Annotated in this window: 15 protein-coding genes; 8 read left to right on the top strand and 7 right to left on the bottom strand. The window is 45.4% G+C overall.

Annotated features, from left to right (window positions below):
- Positions 1–98 precede the first annotated feature (98 nt).
- Entirely contained in the window at positions 99–1,298 is a 1,200-nt protein-coding gene (locus QNI08_RS20935; RefSeq protein ID WP_285769288.1) for an MFS transporter, read from the bottom strand.
- 15 nt (positions 1,299–1,313) lie between these two features.
- The gene (locus QNI08_RS20930; RefSeq protein WP_285769293.1) at positions 1,314–1,733 is read right to left on the bottom strand and encodes a MarR family winged helix-turn-helix transcriptional regulator; all 420 of its coding nucleotides are present in this window, start codon (positions 1,731–1,733) and stop codon (positions 1,314–1,316) included.
- A 165-nt stretch (positions 1,734–1,898) separates the two neighbouring features.
- Between QNI08_RS20930 and QNI08_RS20925 the strand changes: the two genes are divergently transcribed.
- Both QNI08_RS20925 and QNI08_RS20920 read left to right on the top strand, forming a co-directional pair.
- Entirely contained in the window at positions 1,899–2,246 is a 348-nt protein-coding gene (locus QNI08_RS20925) for a hypothetical protein (RefSeq protein ID WP_285769287.1), read from the top strand.
- 134 nt (positions 2,247–2,380) lie between these two features.
- Complete coding sequence (locus QNI08_RS20920) at positions 2,381–2,776, top strand: VOC family protein (protein ID WP_285769286.1); 396 nt, start codon at positions 2,381–2,383, stop codon at positions 2,774–2,776.
- A gap of 11 nt (positions 2,777–2,787) precedes the next feature.
- Here the strand turns inward: QNI08_RS20920 and QNI08_RS20915 are convergent, their stop codons facing one another.
- Entirely contained in the window at positions 2,788–3,432 is a 645-nt protein-coding gene (locus QNI08_RS20915) for a DUF6944 family repetitive protein (protein ID WP_285769285.1), read from the bottom strand.
- Positions 3,433–3,571: 139 nt separating this feature from the next.
- Here QNI08_RS20915 and QNI08_RS20910 point away from each other — a divergent pair, with 139 nt between their 5' ends.
- From QNI08_RS20910 to QNI08_RS20890, 5 genes are all read left to right on the top strand, one after another.
- Positions 3,572–4,039, top strand: a complete 468-nt coding sequence (locus QNI08_RS20910; protein WP_285769284.1) for a DUF4306 domain-containing protein — start codon at positions 3,572–3,574, stop codon at positions 4,037–4,039.
- 72 nt (positions 4,040–4,111) lie between these two features.
- On the top strand, positions 4,112–4,612 hold the full coding sequence (locus QNI08_RS22620) for an O-methyltransferase (protein WP_483313802.1): 501 nt from the start codon (positions 4,112–4,114) through the stop codon (positions 4,610–4,612).
- Between the two features lie 234 nt (positions 4,613–4,846).
- The gene (locus tag QNI08_RS20900; RefSeq protein ID WP_285769283.1) at positions 4,847–5,161 is read left to right on the top strand and encodes a thioredoxin family protein; all 315 of its coding nucleotides are present in this window, start codon (positions 4,847–4,849) and stop codon (positions 5,159–5,161) included.
- Between the two features lie 194 nt (positions 5,162–5,355).
- Entirely contained in the window at positions 5,356–5,862 is a 507-nt protein-coding gene (locus QNI08_RS20895) for an RrF2 family transcriptional regulator (RefSeq protein ID WP_285769282.1), read from the top strand.
- Positions 5,863–5,864: 2 nt separating this feature from the next.
- On the top strand, positions 5,865–8,714 hold the full coding sequence (locus QNI08_RS20890) for a YhgE/Pip domain-containing protein (protein ID WP_285769292.1): 2,850 nt from the start codon (positions 5,865–5,867) through the stop codon (positions 8,712–8,714).
- A 51-nt stretch (positions 8,715–8,765) separates the two neighbouring features.
- Here QNI08_RS20890 and QNI08_RS20885 read toward each other — a convergent pair whose 3' ends face one another.
- The 4 genes from QNI08_RS20885 to QNI08_RS20870 form a co-directional block, all read right to left on the bottom strand.
- Positions 8,766–9,101 carry an ArsR/SmtB family transcription factor gene (locus QNI08_RS20885; RefSeq protein ID WP_285769281.1) on the bottom strand — a complete coding sequence of 112 codons (336 nt, stop codon included), beginning with the start codon at positions 9,099–9,101 and terminating at the stop codon, positions 8,766–8,768.
- Positions 9,102–9,530, bottom strand: coding sequence for an SRPBCC family protein (locus tag QNI08_RS20880; RefSeq protein ID WP_285769280.1), 429 nt, complete (start codon positions 9,528–9,530; stop codon positions 9,102–9,104).
- A gap of 101 nt (positions 9,531–9,631) precedes the next feature.
- A complete protein-coding gene (locus QNI08_RS20875) occupies positions 9,632–10,075 on the bottom strand; it encodes a DUF6376 family protein (protein WP_285769279.1) in 444 nt (147 codons plus the stop codon).
- A 33-nt stretch (positions 10,076–10,108) separates the two neighbouring features.
- A complete protein-coding gene (locus QNI08_RS20870; protein ID WP_285769278.1) occupies positions 10,109–10,714 on the bottom strand; it encodes a protein kinase family protein in 606 nt (201 codons plus the stop codon).
- Positions 10,715–11,291: 577 nt separating this feature from the next.
- Between QNI08_RS20870 and QNI08_RS20865 the strand changes: the two genes are divergently transcribed.
- Positions 11,292–14,381: an SH3 domain-containing protein gene (locus QNI08_RS20865; protein WP_285769277.1), complete on the top strand. Its 3,090-nt coding sequence runs from the start codon at positions 11,292–11,294 to the stop codon at positions 14,379–14,381.
- Positions 14,382–14,396: the final 15 nt, after the last annotated feature.

Raw genomic sequence — 14,396 nt, 5'->3', positions numbered from 1 at the left:
CTTCAAAGGAATTTCAAAAGGGGTTCGGAATTTTTTAATTCCGAACCCCTTTTGTCTACAAACTGAGGTTGGGAATGATTTCATTCCCAACCCTTTTGTTAAGCTGAAGCGATTGTTGCTCTTGCTGCACGTTCTTTCCGGCCATGCAGGAAGAAGTACAGGACGGAAGTTGCGATAACAGCGACGCCCAGGATGACATAAAGCGTGCTGTAGCCTGTGATCGGTATGATGAAACCGAGGATGTATGGGCCGAACCCAAGTCCTGCATCAAGCATGATAAAGAAGGTGGACGTAGCCATCCCCATGCGGTGCGGCGGTGTCAGTTTAACGGCGATCGCCTGAGAGCTTGATTGCATATTACCGAAGCCAAGGCCGATGAGGAAGCCAGCCGCCAATAAAGTGAAGCTATTGGTCGTAATGCTTAAAAGCAGTAAGCCTGCACCGAATATCATGAAGGCCGGGTACATGATGAAGTTCGCTCCCCTACGGTCCATCAATGGTCCTGAGAATGGGCGTGATAGTAAAACAGCGACTGCATATATGACAAAGAAAAAGCTGGCTGTATTGACCAGGTCGATTTCAATGGCGTAGAAGCTGATGAAAGAAAGGACACTTGAATAACAGAATGCCAATATTAAAGTGATCAATGCAATCGGCAGTGCTTTAGGTTCGATAAAGTTGGAAAGCTTGAACCCTTTGCGTTCTGTGACTTTCGCGGTTACATTCAGGGCCGGTACATACAGGAAGAATGCTGTGACCAGACTGATCAGTCCTAACGCCAGGCAGAAACTGAAAATCACCTGGAAGCTGGTGTGCTGAGCCATGTATAGACCGATGAAGGGTCCGATTGCCGTCGCAAGTGTAGCGCTCATGCTGTAATAGCCGATGCCCTCGCCTTTACGTGTTGCCGGAATGATTTGGGCGACGATCGTTCCCGTCGCGGTACTGGCCATCCCCATCGCCATCCCGTGAATCAGGCGGTTAACCAATAAAAAGCCGATTCCAAGATCGACAAAATAAAGAATGGTCGTCAACGTAAAAAAGATCAACCCAATGAATAACGTTTTCTTGCGGCCGATCGAATCAATGAAACGGCCAATGAACAAACGACCGATCAATGTCCCGATTATGAAAATACCCGATATGAGTCCAGCTTGGCTTGTAGAAGCATGCAATTCATTTACAGCATAGATGGCAAGTGTCACCATCAGTAAATAAAAAATCAATGTTATGAAAAAATTAATGGATGAGACGATGATGAAATCTTTCGTCCATAGTTTTGCTCTCGATTGTCCCATTTTTTTATGATCTCCTTACTTTAAGATGTTATTTCTTATTTCGCCCATGATGCGTATCGCTGCGAGCTGTTCCTCTTCCGTAATCCCTGAAAGGATATCCTGCTCGTATTGATCGATGGTCACGCGCACATCATCATAGACCTTTTTTCCAAGCTCCGTAAGCCGCATTCTTTTTTCGCGTTTATCCTTGCTTGGCACATGCTCGACATACCCCAGCTCCTCCAAGCGGGCAATCGTCCGGGTGATCGTCGGTTTTTCCACGCTTTGGTAGGTGGCAAGCTCGACAAGCGTCGCCGAACCATCATTGGCTAAATAATACAATATGGTCCATTGCGCCCTGTGTAAATCATGCTTGTTCAGCTGGATATTAAGGTGGTTTTCAAACGGCCGGTACAGCAGTAAAAATTGCTGAAAGAATTTTTGGTAAGTCTTTATAGGAAACACCTCTTTTTTATCATTATATAGTTACCGTAAGTAATTGTTACCTTGAGTAACTATATTACCAGAATTCATTTATTATGTCCAATCGGATTTTTACTAATTATCGAAGGTTATTTGTGATGTGAAGAGGGAAAATAGGAATGGGAGATGATGTTGATCATGTATAAATCGATCATGGCATTCGCTGCATCGGCCGCCATGCTGACTGCTTGCAATAGTGATTTGCCGAATGAAAAAGAAAAGCCAAAGCAAGAACAAAAAGAAACGGAAACGAGCCCTGAAAAAAATAAATGGTCGTCCTTGCCCGAATACGACGAAATCATCGAGCAAATCGGGAAAGAAGACTATACGTTCAATAAGGAAACGGATAATGATGATAAACGGGTATTCCTGATTAACCTAAACGGCGAAAAACAATATAAAACCGTGTACATCAAAAAGACCAAACGCCTGAAAATCATTAAAATCAATGGCGGCGGTGACATATATGATGAAATCATCAACTAAAAACCGCCCGATCGGAGATAATTCGCCCCAGACGTAGTCCCGGCGGAAGGTTTTGTGTATAGTTAAATTTATCCAGGCTAAGAGGAGTGGTGCAAGTCCCTCCTCTTTCTGATGGTCTGATAGGGGGGATGACATTGTCGAAGGGATTCATTCATCATATTGAGCTGTATGTGTCAGATTTGAACCGGTCAATTGATTTTTGGGGCTGGTTCTTGGAGGAAATGGGCTATGAGCCCTACCAGGAGTGGGAAAGCGGAAAGAGTTGGAGATCGGCAGGGATGTACATCGTTTTTGTCCAAGCGAAGGAGAAATTTCTTGATGTTCCTTATCATCGGGGAAGGGTGGGGCTTAATCATCTTGCCTTTCATGCTTCGTCCCGTCAGCACGTTGATGAGATGACGATGAAATTAAGGGAGAGGGGGGGATCGGTCCTTTATGCTGATAAGCATCCATTTGCGGGCGGAGCAGATCATTATGCGGTGTATTTCGAAGATCCTGATCGGATGAAGATTGAGCTCGTCGCCCCTTAGCTTGGGAGCAGCTAATGCATGGCGTAGCTATATTGGCGGGGAAGAGGCTCTTCACCTTCCATTTGCTGGCCGTGTTCAGAATGATAGGAAAAGGCATCGATTAAGATAAATGCCCCGGCGACCTGGGCCCAGCTGCCAAGCAAGAGGATGTGCTCACCGATCCGGCGTTTTTCATTCAATATGAAGATGTTCCCGATTGATTCAAAAAAAGACCCTGCTGCAATCAGGGCATTTCCTTTCAATTCAAGCGAACGTGAAATGGAATTCTCAGAAAGAAAGGCACCGAACGCTTCAAAGGCGGCACCTAGACCCTGGATGCCGCTGCCGAGAGCATCCGTCTTCGTCCCTTCCTCATCAGCGCCATTCAGCTGCATGTCGATTCCCACTACATTGGCTGCATTTCCCGCAGCCTCAAGCCAGGCGCCGATAATGAAATAGGTTTCCGATATCTCATTTTCCCGATCCGCCGTTTTCGTCCGCCCGATTGCCTGCAATGAATTTCCTAGCGCCTCGATGCCATTCCCCTTTAACACCAAGTCCTTGCCAAGGTTCGTTCCCGTTAATGTTTGCCGGGTTTGCCCGATTGCACCAGTGAGTGTGCCGATGCCCAGTAACCATGCTCCTGTAATAAGGAGGTCATCTCCATGAGTGATCATATCTCTAACGCTCCTTAAAAGTGGTTACATTTATGATATTCAGGAGGCAATGTTTGTTTACATATTGCCTGAATGGGGAGAATCCGGATATATGAAAATGAACCAATTATTGGTATAATGGCAGTTGGAGGAGATGGGTTTGGCGTATAACTATATGTTACAAATGATAATGGGTGCACTTTTCTTTATTCTTTTTTCATTTTGCAGCTGGTATGAAGGCAGCGAAATACTGGATAACAGCTGGGAGTGGGAATACTCCACGCATTTTTCAGGAAACGTGAGCGATGCCGACGATATTTCCAATTTGGATTACTTCGTTTATGCTGCTAAATTCAAGCCGTTATTTCCAGTGCTTATGACTTTGACCGCATCGTACATGATCTTGCTGACTGGATTTCGTCTGTTTAAAAGCAGCAGGGCAAAAAAGGCAATATTCCTGTCAGGCTTGGGAGCCCTATTCCTGTTTTCAAGCGCTGTGCTTTTCCATTCACCGACAGTCGGGGGAGACATCTATCAAGTGATTTTTTTGTCAGGCGGGATGCTTTTGATTCTGGCTGCGGCCCTATATTATTTTCGGTTACTAAAAGGGTTTGTGACTGTAAAATAATATGAGTTGTACAATGTGGCCGTTGAGGCACTCGCTTTCCGCGGGCCTCCTCGGCTTTTCATGGGGTCTACCGTGACTCGCACTTCCCGCAGGAGTCCCGAACACCCGCTCCAATCAACTTTGCTGTTTCATATGTGTATGATCATTAACGTTATTTCGTTTGATGAACTTTCTCCAAAGGCGGACTCAATGGGTTCAGCTTTTTTTTTCGAAAGCTATCGATGTTTCTGCTGTATTTTAACCGAAAGGGGTAAAGCGGGCAAGCAACCTCGTCACCTTAAAGAAGAGGGGCCTTCTAGCTTTGACCTCATTTTCATCGATGCTGACAAGGTCAATAATCCCGCGTATCTACAATGGGCGCTAAAACTTTCCCGGCCGGGGACCGTGATTATCACAGATAATGTGATACGTGATGGAAAAGTGCTCGACCCAGATAGCGATGACCCGAATGTGAGGGGAATCCGTACCTTTATCGATCAATTATCCGAAGACCCGCGCATTGACTCCACCGTCATGCAAACGGTGGGGATGAAGGGATACGATGGCTTTGTGATTGGAATGGTAAAGCACTGATGCAGCAACCATGAAGGGCGGATTAATCGGGGAGGAGGACGAAATAAGGTGATCGGTTCTTCATGAAATGAAATGGACAAAGTACAGAACCTCCAGAATCTGGATTTTCGTCTCCTTAATTAACGGTTCAGGATGATCCGTTTGTGCTGCGAAGGAATTAATTATATAGTAATCGTGGAGTGCATTCACTCTTAGCGTAAAATACAATGATAAGAAAAGCCCGGAGGAGATTTCATGAAAACGATTGGCACAGAACAAGAATACCGCGAACAAATCAAACAGGATGGCCTGACGGTCGGGATTTTCACGACTACATGGTGTCCGGACTGCAAACGCTTGGATATGTTCATTGATGAAATTACAGAGCAGCATCAAGACAAGCAGTGGTTTACGATCGACCGAGACGAATTCCCGGAGATTTCCGAGGAGCAAACAGTCATGGGAATTCCATCACTTTTAGTATTTAAAAATGGTGAGAAGGTTGCACATCTGCACAGTGCCAACGCAAAAACGCCAGAGGCGGTCAACGAATTTTTAAATGAGCTGTAACCATCACTGCAAAGGGGACCTCCGCATGATATCTTCATGAGGGGGTTTTTTTCATGTTTTCGCTCAGTATCGCATTCTTGAAAATTTTTCTATGAAAGGTCTTGATTTTTGAGCTGATCCGCGGTTTAATTATAGATACGAAATATCCATTATGGATATTGGATGTCCATTTATATAGGGAGAGGTGAAACGAATTGCAATTAACAAAAGGGGTGGAGCAAGCGATATGCATCATTGTCATACTCTCGACTCAGGATAAAAGGGTGCCGCTTTCGTCTAATGAGATTAGCAGAAGGTTAGAAGTATCTCCTTCGTATTTGAAAAAGATCATCAGGAAATTGGTCGTAAAGCAAATCATCACTTCCGTACCAGGTAATAATGGCGGCCTTTCTCTTGCTAAGAGTGTAGATGAGATTAAAAATATTGAAATAATTGAAGCGATGGAAGGTCCGATCGCGATGTTTCCCGATACAGGACTTATTGAAAAAGCGTTCAAAGATGGCGAGTACGCGGAAAAGGGAGTGGATGTCCTGCGCCGGATGTTTACTCAGGCGGATGAACTTCTCATGGAGTTCTTTTCCAGTCAAACGGTGGCAGACCTGCTAAGGGAAAGCTTCGGTGCAAAAGAACTTCCGATCTTGAATTGGAACTCGGTGTCATTGAATGAATTAACGTGCGAAAAGACAGGTGAAAAAAATTGAATATGCTTAAACAAGAATGGAAGCTTTTCCTCACGAATAAAAAACTGGTGGGTGTCGCCATCGTTTTACTATTCGTACCGATTATCTATGGCGGATTATTCCTCAGTTCCGCCTGGAATCCGTACGGCAATACAGGCAAATTGCCTGTAGCCGTCGTGAATAATGATGTGAAGGCGGAATATGAAGGGAAGACCTTGACGGTCGGCGATGAGCTTGTCGATCGATTAAAGGACAACGACGATCTGGAATGGCATTTCGTTTCCGAAGAAAAGGCGAAAAAAGGATTCGAAGATGGTACATATTATATGGTCGTGACCATTCCTTGGGATTTTTCCAAAAATGCTTCAACCGTTATGGATAAACATCCCAAGAAAATGAATTTGACGTATGATGTGAACCCTGGACGCAGTTTCGTTTCGGAAACGGTCGGGACCAAAGCGACGAATAATTTGAAAACGGAGATTGCCGAAAGTGTCACGAAAGAATATGCGGAAGCGATTTTCTCGCAATTGGGGGAAATCGGTGATGGGTTCAGTGACGCAGCGGATGGTGCATCGAAATTGGATGACGGTGCAAAAAAACTTCATGATGGAAACAAGGAAGTGACAGACAATCTGAATAAATTGGCTTCCAGTACATTAACGTTTAAGGATGGGGCGGATAAACTTCAAATTGGCGTTGGCAAGTTTTTGGAAGGCGTCAATAAACTTGAAGGCGGCGCAGCGGAATTGAACGAAGGAATTGCCAAATACACGAATGGTGTCGGGCAGCTCCAAACTGGTGTGAATGAGCTTGCATCAGGTACAGGCGAATTGACGGACAAAAGTGAGGCATTGAGGCAAGGATCCACCCAGCTTTCGAATGGTCTCGCCAAAGTGGTACCGGGAGCCCAAAATCTGAATGATGGATTATCGCAAGCCCAAACCGGCAGTGCCAGTTTGAACGATGGCTTGAATCTATTATCGCAAAATGCAAGCCAGCTGACGGATCCATCCACAGGCATTCCCAAACTGGCAGAAGGCCAAAGGAGCCTGAATGAGGGAATCACCAAGCTGTCGGAAGGCAGTCAGGCATTGAATGAAGGTTTGAAAAAACTCGATGGCCAATTGCCTGCCGGGGAACAGCTAAGTCAGCTTACCCAAGGTCTCGCAAGCATCCAAGCCGGCGTCAATAAATTGCAAGAAGCGATACCGGCTGGAAGCGGCACATCAGGCACCGTTTCGAGCATCAAGAAAGATCTTGAGAACAGTCAAGCAGCTTTATCGCAGCTTCAATCATCGATTGCGAACAACGGGCAAAGCACAATCGATGCCGTCAAAGGAACGGAAGCTTACAAAGCCATGACAAGTGAACAGCAATCCGAATTACTGGGGGCCGTTCAGAACGAAGCACAAATCCAAGCAGGGTCCCAAAAGGAAATTGCATCGGCCCTTGCAGGCAGCATTTCCGATTTATCGGCTCAATTAACAAACAACGTGATGCCGGTATTGAATGGTTTAGGCCAGCTGCCGGAACAAGTGGCAGCTTTAAACAATGCCGTGAATAAAGTCAATCCGAACGCAGTTTCAGCGTTGAATGGATATACGGCAATCAGTAACTCACTGGAAAATCAATTCCTTCCAGGTGCAGCACAATTAAATACAGGCCTGTCAGAAGCGCTTAATGGCAGCAATCAATTAACCGAGGCAACCGAAAGCCTAAATGAACGAACACCCCAATTGGTGAATGGCATCAATCAGCTGGCACAAGGCGGTTCGTCGTTGAATAATGGTCTCTCGAAACTAACTGAGGGTTCTGGTCAGTTGGTAGATGGGGTCTCCCAGCTTCAAACTGGCTCAGCGGCCTTTGGAAGTGGTTTGGAAAAGTATACGTTCGGTGTTCAGAAGGTAGGCGAAGGGGCGAATAAATTGGCCGATGGTGCCAACCAGTTGAATGAGAACTCGGCAGCCTTGAACAATGGATCATCCGCACTTGTTGAAGGGACGGAACAATTGGCAAGCAATCTGCCGACTTTAAGCAATGGTGTCATCCAGCTTGCTGATGGCGCGGGCAAGATCAACGAAGGTTCGTCCGCACTTGCGAAAGGTTCGGGTAAACTGGGGGATGGAATTTCCTCGCTAAAAGACGGAACGACTGAGCTATCGGAAAAATTAAGCGATGGTGCAGAAGAAATAAATGGTAAAGAAACATCTGAAGATAATTACAGCATGATTGCTGAACCAACGAAGGTCAAAGAACAAAAAAGCAGCAAGGTGCCCAATTATGGGCATGCCCTGGCTCCTTATGTATTGTCTTTAGGATTGTTTGTAGGCGCAATTGCCTTCAACATGGGCTTCCCGACAGGCATGCCGTCAACAAGACCTACATCAGGGGTGGCATGGTGGTTCAGTAAATTCACCGTGCTATTCATTCAAGCGACGATTTCGGCATTAGTGCTGGACGCGATCATGATCTGGGGAATGGATTTACAGGTCGAGAACTTGGGGCAATTCATCATCGTTTCAATCTTGACCTCGCTAACCTTCATGTTCATCGTCACCTTCCTGGCCGTAGGCTTCGGAAATCCAGGCCGTTTATTGGCGATGATCTTCCTTGTCCTGCAGTTAGGCGCAAGCGGAGGGATGTTCCCTGTGGAGTTGACCAATTCATTCTTCAATGCGGTTCATCCGTTCATTCCAATGACATATTCGGTCATGGGCTTCCGTCAGGCGATGAGTACGAGCCTTGGAGCGGATGCATTGACATCAAGCATTCTTTTCCTTTCTGGATGCATTATCGTCTTTAACCTGCTCTTATTGCTAACGATGGTCATTCGCAAGCGTAAAGCACACACCTTTGAAATGGATGCGTAAAAAGAAGAAAACCCCCGATGCAACTTTGCCGGGGGTTTTCTTCTTTTTAGCTTAATCGTTTGTTTCTTCCGGATGTTCAACCACATGCTTAAGGATGGAAAGCTTGTTATCCCAGAAGCGGTCATAAAATGCAAGCCACTGTTTCAACTCCTCTAATGGCTCTGGCTGAAGGCGAAAGCGTTTCTCTCTTCCTACCTTCCGTCCGCTTACCAGGTCAGCTTCGGAAAGGATATGAAGGTGCTTGGCAATCGCCGTACGGCTCATCGTAAAGTGGGAGGTGATGGCGGAAATGGGCAATTCCCCTCCAGCAAGCAGTTGCAGGACTTTTCTGCGGGTGGGATCGGCCACCGCCTGGAATACATCATATTTTTCTGCGGAAGAAGACATTTAGCCCTCAACAGCCTTCTTAAGTTTTTCATTAACGATTTGAGCCCATCCATGCGCCATTCTATCGCGGACGACTGAGCTTTTTTCATTCGCTTTCGGAAGAATCGCTTCAGGCTGCTTCCACCCGCCGTGGATAAGGGTGAATTCCGTTTTGCCACCCTGCTCTTTTAAATGGAATGAAACGATCCACCCGTCAGTATCCCAGGAAAAGGCTAGCCGATGGGGCGCATCAATCTCCAATACCTTGCATGGAGAGGGACCAAAAGGTGATTGTACATGGAATTCATGTCCCACTTTCGGCTGAAAATCATTAGGCATGAACCATGAAGCGATCCCTTCGGCAGTCGATACCGTCTCCCAGACCTTTTGAATGGGCGCTTCAAGAATGACGGTCTTTTTGACATCTTCCAACATATGTTGCTTTTCCATATGAAACACTCCCTATAATGTAAAATCAATTGGTTTCGTTTTGTTGATTATATAAAACCATTTGGTTTCATGTCAATGAGTAACCTCGAAGCTCCAGGTGTTTAGTTCCCGATTTTTTCAATTTGATCGGATAAGCTCGTGATTTGATCGATGGTTTGCATGATTTCTGATTCTTCCAATGCCTTAGGATCAATCTGACCTTTTTCAATATTATTCAAATATAATTCAATGCCATCTGACAGCTGTTGATTGGAAGCGACGATTTTTTCATGGATGGTTTCGGCGATTTCGGGAGGCTCGGTTGCATTGAACTCCTCAATCTCCGTTTGCATCTGCTCCAGATCTTTTTCAAGACTTTGCCTTGCTTCGGCATTCGTGACGGCATCTTGGGCCGATGCAGGCAGCTCATTGGCAAATTCCTTGACGGTATTCATATACGCCGTCGTATTATCTGCATACTCCAAGGAAGAATTGACTTCCCCCAAAAGCGAGCACCCGCTTAAGGTAAGGACTGCTAGAAAAGCGATCGCGATCATTTTTTTCATATGTGCCTCCCGTGTGATGGTATTGGCATTGATTTATATGGGTAAAAATCCTTTTTTATAAATCGCTGCAATTGAATTCAATATGAAACCAGGAATTTTTTTCGGGAAAAATGATTTTGAATAGAAAAGATGAAAGGCACTTTTCAAATCGTGCCACTGATTACAGGATTTAACCTGTTTAAACCTTGCTACATCAATGATCTTCACCTTTTTTTCGGAGGTGATGAAGATATTCCGTAAATGGATATCCGAAGGGTTCAATCCCTCTCTTCTTGCTAACTGCAAAGCATGGTCAATTTCCTTGATATTCTCTTCCGTTATTGGAATTCCTAACGTCAAACATTCAAAAAGGGTGTTGCCCTCGATGTGATCGATGACCAGGTAATTCAAACCTGCGGCATAAAGAGCCGGATAATAATCAATGGATTGTACGGTCCTGTATATGTCGGCCTCCACTTTAGCTGTTTGGATTTGGTCCGGGAAAAACACCTTCAGCGCTTTATTGGTGGAATGTATCCGAAATACATAAGCGCTGCGGCCCTTGCCGATAAGCGTTAAGGATGGGTCGGCATCAAGCAATGAATATTTTTTATCATCGGAAATCTTGACGCTTGCGGCTAATTCATTATAGTTCTGCATACTATTCACCTCTAATGTGCAAATTTCAAATCAAAAAAGACGGTATAACCGATTATTGGTCATACCGTCCTTTGAAAAATCAAAAGACCTCACCAAATAATCGGCAAGGTCTTGCAAACAACTGGAATCAGTTGCCAATAAAGCCGAGGATAAAATCCTGTATTGACGACTTTATTGTATAGCTACTCCCCTTAACAGAAGGATTCTTATAGAAATATATAAGGTAATTATATAGTTTATGGACTTACCCCGTCAAATATGAGGCTCGAAGGAGTGATCCCGTATTTTTCTTCCATTCATGTGACGAATCAAGGGATTTAATTATTCTAGTATATCATATTTCCAGCATGAAGCCATGGATTACCCTTAAAATATGAATATATTACAAATATTACTATTAAATTACTCAAATGTCTCTAAAGTTACTAATGCATTAAAACCGAAGCGAATCCCCTGTAGAACCAAAGAAATATGATATATTTTTAACGAATAAGTAAATATACCTATATTATTACGCTGATATTAACCGATATTTAAATAAATGTTAAAAACATAATGCTTTGGTAGGGAGAATGATATGAAGAAATTAATAATACCAACTTTCTGTTTTGCCGTATTGTCGACAGTTGCATTCGAAGAAAAAATATCTGCAGCTCCATTACATGCAGAACAGGCCAATGTAGATACAAGCGTCATGTATGTAAATGTAACTTCCGGTACTCTCAATATGAGAAAAACGGGATCGGAAAGTGCGAGCATAGTTGCCAAGCTTACAAAAGGCACGCCGGTAACGATTTATTCGGAATCCAAGGGTTGGGCGAAGATCAAAGCCAATGGAAAGGAAGGGTATGTCAGCACAAAGTATATATCAGCTGCTAAGCCAGGGGTTTTAACGAAGTCCGCCGTAACGGTAAAGACCATTACAAAATATGTGAATGTTAGCACGGGTTCGCTCAATATGCGGAAAAGCGGATCGGAAAGTGCAGCTGTAATTGCCAAGCTGACAAGGGGCACACAGGTCACGGTTCAGTCGGAATCCAAGGGCTGGGCGAAGGTGAAAGCCAATGGTAAAGAGGGCTACGTCCATGCCGCGTATTTAGCGGCAGTAAAGCCTGAACAGGCGACCAAATCCGCCGTAATCAATAAAACGGCAACAAAATATGTGAATGTTAGCACGGGTTCGCTCAATATGCGGAAAAGCGGGTCGGAAAGTGCAGCTGTAGTTGCCAAGCTGACAAGGGGCACACAGGTTACGGTGTATTCGGAATCCAAGGGCTGGGCGAAGGTGAAAGCAGCTGGTAAAGAGGGCTACGTCCATGCCACGTATCTAGCGGCAACGAAGCCTGAACAGGCGACCAAATCCGCCATATCCAATAAAACGACAACGAAATATGTGACTGCAAGCACGCTCAACATGCGAAAAGGCGGTGCCGTAAGCACAAGCATCGTCACGAGCCTTTCAAAAGGGACGAAAGTGACGGTGTACTCGGAAGCCAATGGCTGGGCGAAGATCAAGGCCAATGGAAAAGACGGGTATGTGAGCACGAAATATTTGTCGGCAGCAAAGCCAGGAGGGGACACATCGGCAGCAGTCTCCCAAAAAACGACGACGAAATACGTGACCGCAAGCACGCTCAATATGAGGAAAAGCGGGACGGAGAGTTCAAGTATCGTCGCGAGGCTAGCAAAAGGGACGAAAGTGACGGTGTATTCGGAAGCCAAAGGCTGGGCAAAGGTCAAGGCCAATGGAAAAGACGGATATGTCAGCACCAAATATGTATCGACGGCAAAGCCGGTAACGGATTCCAAACCGGCTGCCCCTGAAAAAACGACGACGAAGTATGTGACCTCAAGTACGCTCAATATGCGGAAAAGCGGGAGCGAAACTTCAAGCATCGTCGCCAAGCTATCAAAGGGCACGCAGGTAACGGTGTATTCGGAGGCCAAAGGCTGGGCGAAGGTCAAGGCCAATGGAAAAGATGGGTATGTCAGCACCAAATATTTAACGGCGACAAAGCCGGTAACGGATTCCAAACCGACCGTCCCGGAAAAAACGACGACGAAATATGTGACCGCGAGTACGCTCAATATGCGGAAAAGCGGGAGTGAAACCGCGAGCATCGTCGCCAAGCTATCAAAGGGAACACAGGTAACGGTGTATTCGGAAGCCAAAGGCTGGGCGAAGGTCAAGGCCAATGGAAAGGACGGCCATGTCAGCACGAAATATTTAACGATGACAAAGCCGGTAACGGACACCAAACCGACTGTCCCTGAAAAAACGACGGCCAAATACGTAAATGTAAGCTCAGGAACGCTCAATATGCGGAATAAGCCATCAGAAAGCGCTTCGATCATCGTCAAATTGGCAAGGGGTGTAGAGGTGGAGGTCATCTCTGAATCGAATGGCTGGTCCAAGATAAAAGCATATGGCGGCGAAGGATACGTCAGCACGCAATACTTATCAACAACCAAGCCTAGTACCGAGATTGAAAAGCCTGAACCGAAGCCAGGCGATGAAGAAACCACGTTCACGAAATACGTAAGTGTGAATGATGGTTCTAGCTTGAATATGCGCTCAAGCGCTTCCGCTTCCGCGTCAATCATCACTAAGCTTGTAAACAATACGGCCGTGACCGTATATTCAGAGTCTGACGGCTGGTCAAGAATCACCGCGAATGGAAAAACGGGTTATGTCAGCACGAAATATTTATCTGCCAAGGCACCGGATGCTCCAGGAAATTCGAATGACTCGATCATCAGGGTCGATAAAGAGTACAATCTTACAATGGACAAGATGGTTCAAATTCAAATGGCGGCAAATGCACAAACGGATAAAGCGTACAAAACTTACATACGTGAGGATGGCCTGACGCTCATCAATTCGACCAAGGGCACCGTTAAAGGCTCAGGCTGGCGCGTAAGGGGCGGAGCTGGACCTAATTTTTGGATCGTCGGGGATGTAAGCAATAATCAATCCTTGACCATCAAGTCAAAAGTCAAAGGCTCTGACGGGTACTACTGGTATGAAGTGGGCTATAACAAGACATGGGTAAATGCTAGTCCGGAAGACATAGAGTACAATCTGAATCCGAATAATTTCATTAATGATCCAGTCCATTCGTATCAATTCGTCAAGCTCTCTCAAGTTACCAATATGAATGTTTCCGAAGTGAATGATAGAATCCTTTCGGGAAAAGGCATCCTCCAAGGCCAAGCAGCGACCTTCACTCAAGCAGGGGAGAAGTATGGGGTCAATGAGATTTATTTGATTTCCCATGCCTTGCTGGAGACAGGGAATGGCACTTCACCTTTGGCAACAGGAGTGAAGGTGAACGGGAGAACGGTCTATAATATGTACGGAGTGGGCGCTTATGACGGATCAGCGGTAAGCAGCGGGGCTCAATATGCCTATAATGCAGGCTGGTTCACTCCGGAAGCGGCCATCATCGGCGGCGCTGAATTCATCGCCAAAGGCTACATCTCCGCTGGGCAGGACACACTTTACAAAATGAGATGGAACCCAACGGCAGCAGAGAAGTATGGCTATGCTTCGCACCAGTATGCCACTGATATTGGCTGGGCAACCAAGCAAGTGAAACAGATTTACAATTTGTATAGTTTACTGGATTCCTATAAACTGACGATTGAAATTCCTAAATACAAATAAAATATCAGCAAGAAA

Source organism: Peribacillus folii, from assembly GCF_030271255.1.
In the GTDB taxonomy this organism is placed as follows: domain Bacteria; phylum Bacillota; class Bacilli; order Bacillales; family DSM-1321; genus Peribacillus.
The sequence above is the reverse complement of the archived record's forward strand: the minus strand, read 5'-3'. Positions and strand labels throughout refer to the sequence as shown.

Bases quoted from the DNA above. Each gene is read 5' to 3' on its own strand.
- QNI08_RS20880 (WP_285769280.1), bottom strand. From the start codon at position 9,530: ATGGAAAAGCAACATATGTTGGAAGATGTCAAAAAGACCGTCATTCTT.
- QNI08_RS20875 (WP_285769279.1), bottom strand. From the start codon at position 10,075: ATGAAAAAAATGATCGCGATCGCTTTTCTAGCAGTCCTTACCTTAAGC.
- QNI08_RS20865 (WP_285769277.1), top strand. From the start codon at position 11,292: ATGAAGAAATTAATAATACCAACTTTCTGTTTTGCCGTATTGTCGACA.
- QNI08_RS20890 (WP_285769292.1), top strand. From the start codon at position 5,865: ATGCTTAAACAAGAATGGAAGCTTTTCCTCACGAATAAAAAACTGGTG.
- QNI08_RS20935 (WP_285769288.1), bottom strand. From the start codon at position 1,298: ATGGGACAATCGAGAGCAAAACTATGGACGAAAGATTTCATCATCGTC.
- QNI08_RS20915 (WP_285769285.1), bottom strand. From the start codon at position 3,432: ATGATCACTCATGGAGATGACCTCCTTATTACAGGAGCATGGTTACTG.
- QNI08_RS20900 (WP_285769283.1), top strand. From the start codon at position 4,847: ATGAAAACGATTGGCACAGAACAAGAATACCGCGAACAAATCAAACAG.
- QNI08_RS20870 (WP_285769278.1), bottom strand. From the start codon at position 10,714: ATGCAGAACTATAATGAATTAGCCGCAAGCGTCAAGATTTCCGATGAT.
- QNI08_RS20885 (WP_285769281.1), bottom strand. From the start codon at position 9,101: ATGTCTTCTTCCGCAGAAAAATATGATGTATTCCAGGCGGTGGCCGAT.
- QNI08_RS20925 (WP_285769287.1), top strand. From the start codon at position 1,899: ATGTATAAATCGATCATGGCATTCGCTGCATCGGCCGCCATGCTGACT.